This window comes from Streptomyces sp. NPDC004111 (assembly GCF_042874215.1).
In the GTDB taxonomy this organism is placed as follows: domain Bacteria; phylum Actinomycetota; class Actinomycetes; order Streptomycetales; family Streptomycetaceae; genus Streptomyces.
The window spans coordinates 1-11,276 of sequence record NZ_JBIAMU010000048.1; the positions used below are offsets into that span (position 1 = coordinate 1).

At 70.5% G+C, this 11,276-nt stretch carries 14 protein-coding genes; 6 read left to right on the top strand and 8 right to left on the bottom strand.

Annotated features, from left to right (window positions below):
* The coding region (locus ACFYVL_RS44340; RefSeq protein WP_389255832.1) for a hypothetical protein at nt 1-213 on the top strand (213 nt) is incomplete at its 5' end.
* Nucleotides 214-381: 168 nt separating this feature from the next.
* On the opposite strand, the gene ACFYVL_RS44345 is transcribed toward ACFYVL_RS44340, so the two are convergent.
* A complete protein-coding gene (locus ACFYVL_RS44345) occupies nt 382-1,023 on the bottom strand; it encodes a DNA-3-methyladenine glycosylase (RefSeq protein ID WP_389255855.1) in 642 nt (213 codons plus the stop codon).
* A 118-nt stretch (nt 1,024-1,141) separates the two neighbouring features.
* On the opposite strand from ACFYVL_RS44345, the gene ACFYVL_RS44350 reads away from it, so the two are divergent.
* From ACFYVL_RS44350 to ACFYVL_RS44360, 3 genes are all read left to right on the top strand, one after another.
* Complete coding sequence (locus ACFYVL_RS44350; RefSeq protein ID WP_389255834.1) at nt 1,142-1,924, top strand: sporulation protein; 783 nt, start codon at nt 1,142-1,144, stop codon at nt 1,922-1,924.
* A gap of 56 nt (nt 1,925-1,980) precedes the next feature.
* A complete protein-coding gene (locus tag ACFYVL_RS44355) occupies nt 1,981-2,520 on the top strand; it encodes a YbhB/YbcL family Raf kinase inhibitor-like protein (protein WP_389255857.1) in 540 nt (179 codons plus the stop codon).
* 194 nt (nt 2,521-2,714) lie between these two features.
* On the top strand, nt 2,715-3,221 hold the full coding sequence (locus ACFYVL_RS44360; protein WP_389255837.1) for an HNH endonuclease: 507 nt from the start codon (nt 2,715-2,717) through the stop codon (nt 3,219-3,221).
* A gap of 79 nt (nt 3,222-3,300) precedes the next feature.
* Here ACFYVL_RS44360 and ACFYVL_RS44365 read toward each other — a convergent pair whose 3' ends face one another.
* The 4 genes from ACFYVL_RS44365 to ACFYVL_RS44380 all read right to left on the bottom strand — a co-directional run bounded on the left by ACFYVL_RS44365 (nt 3,301) and on the right by ACFYVL_RS44380 (nt 6,556).
* On the bottom strand, nt 3,301-4,083 hold the full coding sequence (locus ACFYVL_RS44365; RefSeq protein ID WP_389255839.1) for a sulfite exporter TauE/SafE family protein: 783 nt from the start codon (nt 4,081-4,083) through the stop codon (nt 3,301-3,303).
* Nucleotides 4,084-4,150: 67 nt separating this feature from the next.
* On the bottom strand, nt 4,151-5,089 hold the full coding sequence (locus ACFYVL_RS44370; RefSeq protein ID WP_389255841.1) for an SPFH domain-containing protein: 939 nt from the start codon (nt 5,087-5,089) through the stop codon (nt 4,151-4,153).
* Between the two features lie 145 nt (nt 5,090-5,234).
* Complete coding sequence (locus ACFYVL_RS44375; RefSeq protein ID WP_389255843.1) at nt 5,235-5,675, bottom strand: NfeD family protein; 441 nt, start codon at nt 5,673-5,675, stop codon at nt 5,235-5,237.
* A gap of 89 nt (nt 5,676-5,764) precedes the next feature.
* Nucleotides 5,765-6,556 carry an ABC transporter ATP-binding protein gene (locus ACFYVL_RS44380; RefSeq protein WP_389255845.1) on the bottom strand — a complete coding sequence of 264 codons (792 nt, stop codon included), beginning with the start codon at nt 6,554-6,556 and terminating at the stop codon, nt 5,765-5,767.
* 133 nt (nt 6,557-6,689) lie between these two features.
* Between ACFYVL_RS44380 and ACFYVL_RS44385 the strand changes: the two genes are divergently transcribed.
* Nucleotides 6,690-7,469, top strand: a complete 780-nt coding sequence (locus tag ACFYVL_RS44385; RefSeq protein ID WP_389255847.1) for a hypothetical protein — start codon at nt 6,690-6,692, stop codon at nt 7,467-7,469.
* A gap of 291 nt (nt 7,470-7,760) precedes the next feature.
* Here ACFYVL_RS44385 and ACFYVL_RS44390 read toward each other — a convergent pair whose 3' ends face one another.
* The 3 genes from ACFYVL_RS44390 to ACFYVL_RS44400 all read right to left on the bottom strand — a co-directional run bounded on the left by ACFYVL_RS44390 (nt 7,761) and on the right by ACFYVL_RS44400 (nt 9,949).
* On the bottom strand, nt 7,761-8,012 hold the full coding sequence (locus tag ACFYVL_RS44390) for a chaplin (RefSeq protein WP_389255849.1): 252 nt from the start codon (nt 8,010-8,012) through the stop codon (nt 7,761-7,763).
* A 160-nt stretch (nt 8,013-8,172) separates the two neighbouring features.
* A complete protein-coding gene (locus tag ACFYVL_RS44395) occupies nt 8,173-8,850 on the bottom strand; it encodes a response regulator (RefSeq protein ID WP_389255851.1) in 678 nt (225 codons plus the stop codon).
* Nucleotides 8,843-9,949, bottom strand: coding sequence for a GAF domain-containing sensor histidine kinase (locus ACFYVL_RS44400; protein WP_389255859.1), 1,107 nt, complete (start codon nt 9,947-9,949; stop codon nt 8,843-8,845). The genes ACFYVL_RS44395 and ACFYVL_RS44400 overlap by 8 nt, the downstream gene beginning before the upstream one ends.
* 472 nt (nt 9,950-10,421) lie before the next feature.
* Here ACFYVL_RS44400 and ACFYVL_RS44405 point away from each other — a divergent pair, with 472 nt between their 5' ends.
* On the top strand, nt 10,422-11,123 hold the full coding sequence (locus tag ACFYVL_RS44405) for a transglycosylase SLT domain-containing protein (RefSeq protein WP_389255853.1): 702 nt from the start codon (nt 10,422-10,424) through the stop codon (nt 11,121-11,123).
* Nucleotides 11,124-11,276 lie beyond the last annotated feature (153 nt).

Here is an 11,276-nt window from a genome sequence, read left to right on the forward strand (position 1 = left end):
AGTTCTCAAGGAACGGACGCTTCCTTTGTACTCACCCCTGCGGGCTTTCCTCCGGACGTTTTCGTTCGGTGTTTCTTTTGTGTTGTTGCGTTTCCAACCCTACCAGATCATTTCCGCGCCGTTTCCGGTTTGGAATTTCTCTTTGGTGGCCGTTGGAAGGCCTTGCCTTTCGGCGTGTTCACTACTTTAGCGGCTTTTCCCGGCGGCTCATAATCGAGTCCGTGGGAATGAATTCACGCATGCCGAAATTCAGACCCGTAAGGGAAGTCGTAGTAGTGGTTGGCCGCTTCGGGGGCTGCTTGGTTCGGTCCGATGGACCGTGCCGACAGCAGTGCCCGTTTCAAGCGGCTCGGGCTACGTTAGGCGGGTGACGGGGCCGAGTCAAGTTGCCCTGCGGCGCGGTTTGTGGGCGCGGTAGGGGCTGACCGTGGGGTCGCCGGCGATCCAGAAGCGCCAGGGGTGCACCGCTCCTTCGCCGCCCACTCCGGTGCGGGGTCCGCTCTGTCGCTGGTCAGCGCGGGCCGGAGTGCCGTGCAGTACGGAGAGAGAGGAGTCCGCTCCCCCGCAGAGGTCGGTGCCGTCCAGGGCACGGGTGATGTCCAGGCCCGTGGCCAGGCGGGCAGGCCCTTTGGCCAGTTCGTTGTCTTTTCGGGCTGAAAGTCGCCGTTTGCGGACGAGGTCGGCGCCTGCGGTGACCTCGCCCGCGCGCAGGAGAACACCGCTCGCCGTGCCCTCCGGGCCGCACACCAGGTTGAGGCTGAACCACATGCCGTAGATGAAGTAGACGTACGCGTGTCCGGGCGGGCCGAACATCGAGGCGTTGCGGGCGGTCCTGCCCCGGTAGGCGTGGGAGCCCGGGTCCCGTTCGCCGTCGTACGCCTCCACTTCGGTGATGCGCAGTTCGACGGGCCCCTCGGGGGTCCGGCGGACAAGGGTTCGGCCGAGGAGGTCGGGGGCCACGTCGAGGACGGGTCGCGCGAAGAAACCGCGGGTGAGCGGCGTACGGTCTGGGGTCGTCGCGATCATGCCCGCCGAGGGTAGTGGAACGCGGGTAGTAGGGGCTCGTTGCGCGGGTAGGCGCGGAACCGGGCGCCCTGATTGAGCGTTTGTACTGGTCAGGACCGGAAAATTGGGGAGAACCATGGGATTCAAGAAGCTGCTGGCGAGCCTGGGAGCGGGTGGGGCTTCCGTGGAGACGGAGCTCACCGAGGCCAACGTCGTACCCGGTGGGGTGGTGCAGGGCGAGGTGCGGATCCAGGGCGGGTCCGTCGCGCAGCAGATCGAGGGGCTGTCCGTCGGTCTCCAGGCACGCGTCGAGGTCGAAGGCGGTGACCAGGAGGTCAAGCAGGACATCGAGTTCACCAAGGTGAAGCTCGGCGGGGCCTTCGAGGTGCAGGCCGGCGCGGTGCACGTGGTGCCGTTCGGGCTGGACATCCCCTGGGAGACGCCGGTCACCAACATCGCCGGGCAGCAGCTGCGCGGGATGAACATCGGGGTGACCACCGAGCTGGAGATCGCACGCGCGGTGGACTCCGGGGACCTGGACCCCATCAATGTCCACCCGCTGCCCGCTCAGCAGGCGATTCTGGACGCCTTCGTCCATCTGGGGTTCCGCTTCAAGAGCGCGGACATGGAGCGCGGGCACATCCGGGGGACGCGCCAGCAGCTGCCGTTCTACCAGGAGATCGAGTTCCTGCCGCCGCAGCAGTACCGGGGGCTCAACCAGGTCGAGCTGACGTTCATCGCGGACGACCGGGAGATGGACGTGGTCCTGGAGATGGACCGCAAGGGCGGCATGTTCAGCGAGAGCAGCGACTCCTACCGGGCGTTCCAGGTCGGTCTGAACGACTTCCAGGGGACGGACTGGGCCGGGTACCTCAACCAGTGGCTGGCTCAGGTCGGTGGTAAGCGCAACTGGCTCTAGGGTCGAAGCCGCGGGGTACCGAGAGAGCAAAGAAGCAGGAAGGTGCTGATGTGACTGTGTCCGACGAGGCCAAGAGGCCGCCGCTGCCTCATGACTTCCACCCCTCGGTGGCGGCGTTCACCGTACTGAGCGAGGACGTCGCCGAAGGCGCCGTGCTGAAGGACGCACAGGTCTACGCCGAGGGGAACAGCTCGCCGCAGCTGCGGTGGGAGGGTTTCCCGGCCGGGACCAGGAGCTTTGCCGTGACGTGCTTCGATCCGGACGCGCCGACCGGCAGCGGGTTCTGGCACTGGAGCGTCTTCGACATCCCGGCGTCCGTGACGGAGCTGCCCGCCGGTGCGGGCAGCGGGAAGTTCGAGGGGCTGCCCGCGGGGGCGGTCCAGGTCCGCAACGACTACGGGACGAAGGACTTCGGGGGTGCCGCTCCCCCGGCCGGCGAGCGCCACCGGTACGTCTTCACCGTGTACGCGGTGGACACCGAGAAGCTGGGGATCGACGCGGACGCGTCGCCCGCGGTGGTCGGGTTCAACCTGCGGTTCCACACCCTCGGGCGGGCGCAGCTCGTGGCGGAGTACGAGGCTCCGGCCGAGGGCTGAGCAGCGTACGGAAAGATTCACTGGGTATTTGCCCGCTCCTGGTCTTGAAAGAGATCAGGAGCGGGCAGTTTTTGTTTGGGGGGTGTGGCGGCTCCTCGTGGGGACGCCGTTAATGCGTTGTCCATTCCGGCGCGTCCCGCCAGAGTTGATCCAAGCCCGCCAAGGGGTGGGCCGGCACACGGAGGGTGGGCGGGATGCGTGACACGCTGGTTCTGAACGCGAGCTTCGAGCCACTGTCGACGGTGACGTTGAACCGTGCGGTGGTGCTTGTCCTGCAGGACAAGGCCGTGGTCGAGAAGGCTCATCCCGGACTGCGCATGCGTGGTGCGGACGTCGATCTTCCGGTGCCGATGGTGATCCGGCTGAGCAGGTACGTACGGGTGCCGTTCCGAAGACAAGCTCCGTGGTCGAGGCGGGGTGTGCTGATACGGGACCAACACCGGTGCGCGTACTGCGGGAAGCGGGCGACGACCGTGGACCACGTGGTGCCGCGGTCGCGCGGTGGCGCCGACAGCTGGCTGAACACGGTGGCCTCGTGCGCCGAGGACAACCACCGCAAGGCGGACCGGACGCCGGAGAAGGCGGGGATGCCGCTGTTGTTCCAGCCGTTCGTTCCCACGCCCGCCGACGCGATGCTGCTGTCGCTGCGGGGTGCGGAGTGGGACTCGCTGCCGGACTGGCTGGCGGACGCCGCCGCCTAGTGCGGCTCGCGGGGAGAAGAAGGGGCCCGTCTCGTGGTGGAGGCGGGCTTCTTCGCGTCCTGAGGTCTTCTCGGGCGCGTCATGAGGTCTGTTTGAGCAGCAGCTGGGTGATGGCGACGAGGCCGACCAGCGCGATCACTCCGCGCAGGACCGTCGGGGGCAGCCTGCGGCCGATCCGGGCGCCGAGCTGGCCGCCGAGGGCCGAGCCGACCGCGATCAGGAGGACGGCCGTCCAGTCGACCTCTGCGACGAAGAGGAAGAAGACGGCGGCGACTCCGTTGACGACGGCTCCGAGGATGTTCTTGACGCCGTTGATGCGCTGGAGGGAGTCGTTCAGCAGGAGGCCCATGAGGGAGAGGTACAGGACTCCCTGGGCGGCGCCGAAGTAGCCGCCGTACGCGCTGGCGAGGAGCAGTCCGACGAGGAGGGCGGGGCCGCCGTCCGGGTGGGGGCCGGTCGTCTCGCCCCTGTTCTCGCGGCGGCGCTTGAGGGCGGCGGAGAGTTTCGGCTGGAGCACGACCAGGATCAGTGCGAGGCCGATCAGGACCGGCACGATCGTGTCGAACGCCGAGGACGGCAGCCAGAGCAGCAGGATCGCGCCGATCAGGCCGCCCACCAGGGCGGTGGCGCCGAGGCGGAGGATGCGGGCGCGCTGGCCGGCGAGTTCCTTGCGGTAGCCGATGGCGCCGCTGATGGAGCCGGGGACGAGGCCGATCGTGTTGGAGACGTTGGCGACGACGGGCGGCAGGCCGGTGGCGAGGAGCACCGGGAAGGTGATGAGGGTGCCGGAGCCGACGATGGTGTTGATGGTGCCTGCGCCGATGCCCGCGACGAGGACGGCGAGCATCTCCCAGATGGTCATGCGGTGCCCCTCCGAACGGTGATCACTGTTTTCCGTGCGCAGTGATCATGCCGGAGGGGCGGGCGGGTCAGTCGATGGGGGGCTGCTCCCGGCGCTCCTTGCCGTTGCCGGAGGGGGACGAACCGCCGCCCATCGGGCCGAAGTTGCCCATCGCGCCGGAGAGGCCCTTGAGCGCGTCGCCGATCTCGCTGGGCACGATCCAGAGCTTGTTGGCGTCGCCCTCGGCGATCTTCGGGAGCATCTGGAGGTACTGGTAGGCGAGCAGCTTCTGGTCGGCGTCGCCGGCGTGGATGGACTCGAAGACCGTACGGATGGCCTGGGCCTCGCCCTCGGCGCGGAGGGCGGCTGCCTTGGCCTCGCCTTCGGCGCGCAGGATCGCGGACTGCTTCTCGCCCTCGGCGGTGAGGATCTGGGACTGCCGGATGCCCTCGGCGGTGAGGATCGCGGCGCGCTTGTCGCGGTCGGCGCGCATCTGCTTCTCCATCGAGTCCTGGATGGAGGTCGGCGGCTCGATCGCCTTGAGCTCGACGCGGTTGACGCGGATGCCCCACTTGCCGGTGGCCTCGTCGAGGACGCCGCGCAGGGCCGCGTTGATCTCCTCGCGGGAGGTGAGGGTCCGCTCCAGGTCCATGCCACCGATGATGTTTCGCAGGGTGGTGACGGTGAGCTGCTCGATGGCCTGGATGTAGCTGGCGACCTCGTAGGTCGCGGCGCGGGCATCGGTGACCTGGTAGTAGATGACGGTGTCGATGTTGACGACCAGGTTGTCCTGGGTGATCACCGGCTGGGGCGGGAACGGGACGACCTGTTCGCGGAGGTCGATCCGGTTGCGGATCGAGTCGATGAACGGGACGACGATGTTGAGCCCCGCGTTGAGCGTGCGGGTGTAGCGCCCGAAGCGCTCGACGATGGCGGCGCTGGCCTGTGGGATGACCTGGATCGTCTTGATCAGGGCGATGAAGACCAGCACCACCAGAATGATCAGGACGATGATGATCGATGACATCGCTTCCCCGTGCCCTTCGTGTTTCTCGGTCCTGCCGTGATGATCGAGATTGTTGTGATGATCGAGACTGCCAGATGGCGGCGCCGCGTGCGGGGTGTTCTCGCCACCCGACTGCCTTGTGCGGGAGCACGGTTCACGTGCGTACTCACATGACCACGGCGGTGGCCCCGTCGATCTCGACCACGTCGACCTGCTGACCCGGTTCGAAGGACTGGGCGGCGTCGAGTGCGCGGGCGGACCAGACCTCGCCCGCCAGTTTGATGCGTCCGCCGTCGCCGCTGTCGACCCGCTCCAGTACGACCGCCTGACGGCCCTTCAGCGCGTCGACACCGCTGGCCAGTTGGGGCCGTTGGCTGCGGTGCCGGGCGGCGATGGGCCGGACGGCGAGGATGAGGGCGACGGAGACGGCCGAAAACACCAGTACCTGGGTGACGAGACCGCCGCCCAGGTAGGAGGTGAGTGCGCCCGCCAGCGCGCCGACGGCCAGCATTCCCAGTTCGGGCATCGAGGTCACGACGAGCGCGATGCCGAGCACCGCCGCGCCGATCAGCCACCAGAGCCATGCGTCCATGTCCACAACGGTCATGGTAGGGGCGGGTGGTCGGCGCGGACAGGGCGCAAGGGGTGTGCGCCCCGGGGCTCGGCCGGCCCCGGTGGCCCGGGACGGGAGCCCCGTCAGCCCATCGGCAGGCCCTGTGCGGTGTAGCGGTCGCCGCGGTGCTCGACGACGAGCGGGAGGCCGAAGCAGAGCGAGAGGTTGCGCGAGGTCAGTTCGGTCTCGACGGGGCCGGCGGCGAGCACCTTGCCCTGGCGGATCATGAGGACGTGGGTGAAGCCCGGCGGGATCTCCTCGACGTGGTGCGTGACCATGATCATCGAGGGTGCGTACGGGTCCCTGGCCAGCCGGCCGAGGCGGCGGACCAGGTCCTCGCGACCGCCGAGGTCGAGACCGGCGGCGGGCTCGTCCAGGAGGAGCAGCTCGGGGTCGGTCATCATGGCGCGGGCGATCAGGGTGCGCTTGCGCTCGCCCTCGGAGAGGGTGCCGAACTTGCGGTCCAGGTACTCGCTCATGCCGAGCCGGTCCAGGAACGCGCGGGCGCGCTGCTCGTCGACCTCGTCGTAGTCCTCGTGCCAGGTGGCGGTCATGCCGTACGCGGCGGTGAGGACGGTCTCCAGGACGGTCTGCCGCTTGGGCAGCTTCTCGGCCATGGCGATGCCGGCGATGCCGATGCGCGGGCGGAGGTCGAAGACGTCGACCTTGCCCAGGGTCTCGCCGAGGATCGTGGCGGAGCCGGAGGAGGGGAAGAGGTAGCTGGAGGCGATGTTCAGCAGCGTGGTCTTGCCGGCGCCGTTCGGGCCGAGGATGACCCAGCGTTCGCCTTCCTTCACCGACCAGGAGACGTCGTCCACCAGAGCCCGTCCGTCGCGGACCACGGATACGTCCACCAGCTCCAGTACATCGCTCATGAGCGCGTTGTCTCCCCATGCAGTATCGAAATGTCGCGTGTGCCTGTGGGCACAGCGCCCAGGGAAAACCTACGCCACCGGTCGGACGCTCCCGCCCTTGGGACCGGTGCGGGCCGGAATCTAGGCTGTCCCCATGCTCACGGAACCTCGTTCAGGAATGCTCGCGGCATGGGGAAATGCCCTTCTTGCGGGCTTTGTCTCGCCGGATGACGCGGCGGTGGCGATCGTCGGCGACGACGCGGTGCACCGGGTGACCGGACTGCCCGGCGAGTCGGGTCCGGTCGGGCTCACGCTGGCGCTGGGGCGGCTGCGGGCGCTGGGGGCCACCGGCTTCCGGGTCGCGCTGCCGGCGCCCGGCCATCCGCTGGGGCTCAGCGGGCCGCCGGAGTTCAACGCGCGGGCGCTGGAGGCCGAGGAGGCGGTGATCTGCACGGGGGCGGCGCTCGGGCTCGTACCGGAGGTGACCGAGGCGGGTCCCGCGGGGGATGTGCACGTCGAGGTGGTCTGGGTGTGCTCGCCGGTACGGGACGCGCCGCCGGCGGACGTGCCGTCGCTCGGCGAGGCGGAGCGGGAGCTGGCGGAGGCGCTGCGGGAGGCGACGGAGGTGCTGGCGAAGCTGGATGTGGCCGGGTCGGGGCCGGTGGCCGCGGCGGCGATCGACGCGTACCGGGCGCGGTCCGAGGCGGCGGGGGCGCGGGAGGTGCTGGCGCCGGGGTATCCGGCGCGGGCGGTACGGGTGCTGGAGATGGCCCGGCGGGTCGGGCTGGTGGTGGGGCTGGCCCGTGGGAGTGGGCACGGGGGTGCGGTGAGTGCGTCGGAGATGTGGGCGCGGGGGGAGGCGTTGAGGCCGGTGGAGAGGGTGGTGCGGAGGGCGGTGGTGGCGGCGTACGGGGTGGTGGTGGAGGGGGTGTAGGGGGTGGCCCCCCGGTGCTTCGGGCTTGGGGGCCCGGAGCCCTGTGGGAGGGGGCTGGGGGGTGTGGGGGTGCGGGGCCGGGGTGTCGGGGTGCGGGGGTGTGCGGCTCCGTCGGGGGCCGCCCCCTTGCCCGCCCGTTCCGCCCCCCGGGGGCGGCCCCGCCGCCCAAGGGGGCGGGCGGGGGTGGGCGGGAAAGGGCGGCCCCGTCGCCCGAGGGGGCTCGATGGGGGAAATGGCGGAGCGGCCGCCGGGCGGGGGGTGCCTGGGGCCGCTCTGTGTGGGGTGGGGCGGTCAGTGGTTGACGCCCTCGTTGCCGAAGGTCGGGTTGAGGGCGCCGATGACGGAGACGGTGTTGCCGACCGCGTTCACCGGGATGTGCACCGGGGCCTGGACCAGGTTGCCGGAGGCGACGCCCGGGGACTGGACGGCCTTGCCGTTGGCCTCGGCACCGCTGTGACCGGTGGCGGAGGCGGCACCGGCACCAGCGGCGACGAGCCCACCGGCGACCAGGGTGATGGCAGCGGCCTTCTTCAGGTTCTTCACTTCAGGTTCCTCCTAGCAGTGGCTGCGGCCAGCCGCCGCAGCACGCCATGAAGAACGCCGGTGCGCCGTTCGGGTTGCGCCATTCGGCGTACATACACCCGACGGTATGAATCTCAGACCGGAAGACGACGATCCGCTTTTACCCCGCTCAGCGGCCCGGTCAGTCCGTCAGCCCGTGCCGGACGGCCCAGAGCGCGGCCTGGGTACGGTCCGCCAGGTCCAGCTTCATCAGAATGTTCGACACGTGTGTCTTGACGGTCTTCTCGGAGAGGACGAGGGCACGGGCGATCTCCCGGTTGGAGCGGCCGTCCGCGATCAGTGCGAGCACCTCGCGCTCGCGGTCGGTGAGGGAGCTGCCCCGGCCCTGTCCGTTGTTCGGGTCGTCCTGGGCGAGGAGCGCGCCGGCGACCTCCGGCTGGAGGAGTACGTGTCCGGCGTGGACCGAGCGGATGGCACCGGCCAGCGCTTCCGGGTCGACGTCCTTGTAGACGTACCCCGAGGCGCCGGCCCGCAGGGCGGGGACCACGGTGCGCTGCTCGGTGAAGCTGGTGACGATCAGCACCCGCGCCGGGTTGGCCAGCTCGCGGAGCTTGCGCAGCGCCTCGATGCCGTCGGTGCCGGGCATCTTGATGTCCATCAGTACGACGTCCGGGCGGAGGGACTCCACCTGTGCGACGCCCTCCGCTCCGTCGCCCGCCTCCCCCACGACCTCGATGTCGTCCTGGACCTCCAGGAAGGTGCGCAGTCCCCTGCGGACCACCTGGTGGTCGTCGACGAGCAGGACGCGGATCGGGGACCTCGCGGTGCGGGTCGGGGCGTTGCTGCCGGGCTCAGGCACCGGGCACCTCCATCGTGATCGTGGTGCCCTTGCCGGGCGCCGATTCCACCGTCAGCCTGCCGCCGATCCCGCTCGCCCGGTCCCGCATCGACACCAGGCCGAGGTGGCGGCCCGCACGGCGTACGCCGGCCGGTTCGAAGCCGGAGCCGTCGTCGCTCACGCTGAGCCGGACGGCCTCGGCCCGTGAGTCCCGTACGACCTTCTCCAGTACGACGTCGACCCGGGCGGCCCCGGAGTGGCGCAGGGCGTTGTGCAGGGCCTCCTGGGCGACCCGGAGGAACGCCTCCTCCTGGGCGGCGGGCAGGGCCCGCACCCCGCAGCTGTCGAAGACCACGTGGGCGCTGTGGGCACGGTCCATGACCTGGATCTGCGTGCGGAGGGTGGCGACGAGGCCGTCCTCGTCGAGGGCGGCGGGGCGCAGTTCGACGACGGCGGCGCGCAGTTCGTCGGCGGCCTCGGCGGCGAGGGCGGCCACCTGGTGGAGCTCCTCCTTGGCGCGGGCCGGGTCCCGGTCGACGAGGGCGGTGGCGGCCTGGGCGGTGAGGCGCAGCGAGAAGAGCTTCTGGCTGACGGCGTCGTGCAGCTCGTGCGCCAGCCGGGACCGCTCCTCCGCGATGGTCAGCTCGCGGCTGCGCTCGTACAGGCGGGCGTTGGTAAGGGCGATGGCGGCGTGCTGGGCCAGGATCGTCAGGAGGTCCTCGTCGGCGGCGTCGAAGCCGCAGCCGCCCTCGGGCTTGGGGCAGCGCTTGTTGGCGAGGAAGAGCGCGCCGATGACTTCGTCGCCGTCGCGGATCGGCAGGCCCAGGAAGTCCGACATGTCGGGGTGGGCGGCCGGCCAGCCGCCGAAGCGGGGGTCCTTGGTGACGTCGGCGAGGCGCTCGGTCTCGGTCCCGTGCAGCATCGCGGCGAGGATGCCGTGCTGGCGGGGCAGCGGGCCGATGGCCCTCCACTGTTCCTCGCTGACGCCGTCGACGACGAACTGGGCGAAGCCGCCGTGGTCGTCGGGGACGCCCAGGGCCGCGTACTCGGCGTCGAGGAGCTCGCGGGCGGAGGCGACGATCGTCTTGAGGACGTCGTGGACCTCCAGGTGGCGGCTCATGGCCAGGAGGGCGGCGCTGACGGTGGCGAGGCGGGCGTTGGTGGGGGGTGGGGTGGCCGCGCCGGGGCCGGGGGCGGGGCGGGGGCTGGTCATGGGGTCACCGTAGCGGCGGGGGTGGACCGGGGCATCGGGCCCGGGGCGGGGCAAGGGGCGGTGGTGGACCTAGGTCCGGGGACGGAGGACGACGGGGAGCAAGAGTTGCTCACGGCGAGGTTTGCTTTGGTGACTTTGGGTGAGGTTGTTACGCGGCCGATGTGAGGCCGAGCATAGGGCGCAGATCACTTACGAAGCTCTGTAGTCGAGAGATAAGGGCTTGTGAGCGGGATCGACGGGGGTGCGGGGCGGGGTTGGACGACCCCCGGTCCACTATCCGGCTTCGTACGTCACATCTTTGCCTGGCGATTTTGCGGACGCTAAGAATGGCTGCCGTCGCGGACTCCGCGGCCCTTCCCCCTCCGAGAGGTTCGTCTGCATGTCCGCCACCCCGGGCCATAGTCGCCTGACCAAGACCCACCGGGTCTCGATCGCCGGTGTCGCCGCACTCGGTGCCGCTTCCCTCGCGCTGACCCTCCTTCCGGGCGGCGGTTCCGCCGAGGCCGAGGCAGGGACGCAGGAGATGGCGTCGACCGCGGTGGTCGTCTCGCAGGGCAGCACCGCACGGGAGAGCATCGCCAAGCAGCACGCCGTCGCCGACAAGCAGGCCAGGGACGCCGCCGCGGCCAAGGCGAAGGTCGAGGCCGCGAAGGCCAAGAAGGCACAGCAGGCGAAGCAGGCCAAGGCCGAGGCGGACGCCAAGAAGCGCGCCGAGGCGAAGCAGGCCGCGAGCCGGGCCGCCGCGCGCAAGCCGGTGTACACGAACAACCTGGACGGCTGGATCCGCGAGGCCCTGGACGTCATGCGGGCCAAGGGCATCCCCGGTTCGTACGACGGGCTGCACCGCAACATCATGCGCGAGTCCACCGGCAACCCCCGTGCCATGAACGGCTGGGACGTCAACGCCCAGAACGGCACCCCGTCGATCGGCCTGCTCCAGGTCATCCAGCCGACGTTCAACGCGTACCACGTGCCGGGCACCGCGCACGACATCTACGACCCGGTCTCGAACATCACCGCCGCGGCCAACTACGCCGCCGCGCGCTACGGCTCCATCGACAACGTCAACGGCGCCTACTGAGTCCACGAGGACGGTTCGGCGTACGAAGAGGGGCGGGGGCCCCCCGGGGGGGGGGGGGGGGGGCCCCGCCGGGGGGGGGGGGGGCGGGGGGGGCCCGGGGGGGGGGGGGGGGGGGGGGGGCGCGGGGGCCCGGGGGGGGGGGGGGGGGCCGCC

Excerpts from the sequence above, each read along its gene's own strand:
- ACFYVL_RS44350 (WP_389255834.1), top strand. The coding sequence starts at position 1,142 with ATGGGATTCAAGAAGCTGCTGGCGAGCCTGGGAGCGGGTGGGGCTTCC.
- ACFYVL_RS44360 (WP_389255837.1), top strand. The coding sequence starts at position 2,715 with ATGCGTGACACGCTGGTTCTGAACGCGAGCTTCGAGCCACTGTCGACG.
- ACFYVL_RS44365 (WP_389255839.1), bottom strand. The coding sequence starts at position 4,083 with ATGACCATCTGGGAGATGCTCGCCGTCCTCGTCGCGGGCATCGGCGCA.
- ACFYVL_RS44370 (WP_389255841.1), bottom strand. The coding sequence starts at position 5,089 with ATGTCATCGATCATCATCGTCCTGATCATTCTGGTGGTGCTGGTCTTC.
- ACFYVL_RS44375 (WP_389255843.1), bottom strand. The coding sequence starts at position 5,675 with ATGACCGTTGTGGACATGGACGCATGGCTCTGGTGGCTGATCGGCGCG.
- ACFYVL_RS44380 (WP_389255845.1), bottom strand. The coding sequence starts at position 6,556 with ATGAGCGATGTACTGGAGCTGGTGGACGTATCCGTGGTCCGCGACGGA.
- ACFYVL_RS44385 (WP_389255847.1), top strand. The coding sequence starts at position 6,690 with ATGCTCACGGAACCTCGTTCAGGAATGCTCGCGGCATGGGGAAATGCC.
- ACFYVL_RS44400 (WP_389255859.1), bottom strand. The coding sequence starts at position 9,949 with ATGAGCCGCCACCTGGAGGTCCACGACGTCCTCAAGACGATCGTCGCC.
- ACFYVL_RS44405 (WP_389255853.1), top strand. The coding sequence starts at position 10,422 with ATGTCCGCCACCCCGGGCCATAGTCGCCTGACCAAGACCCACCGGGTC.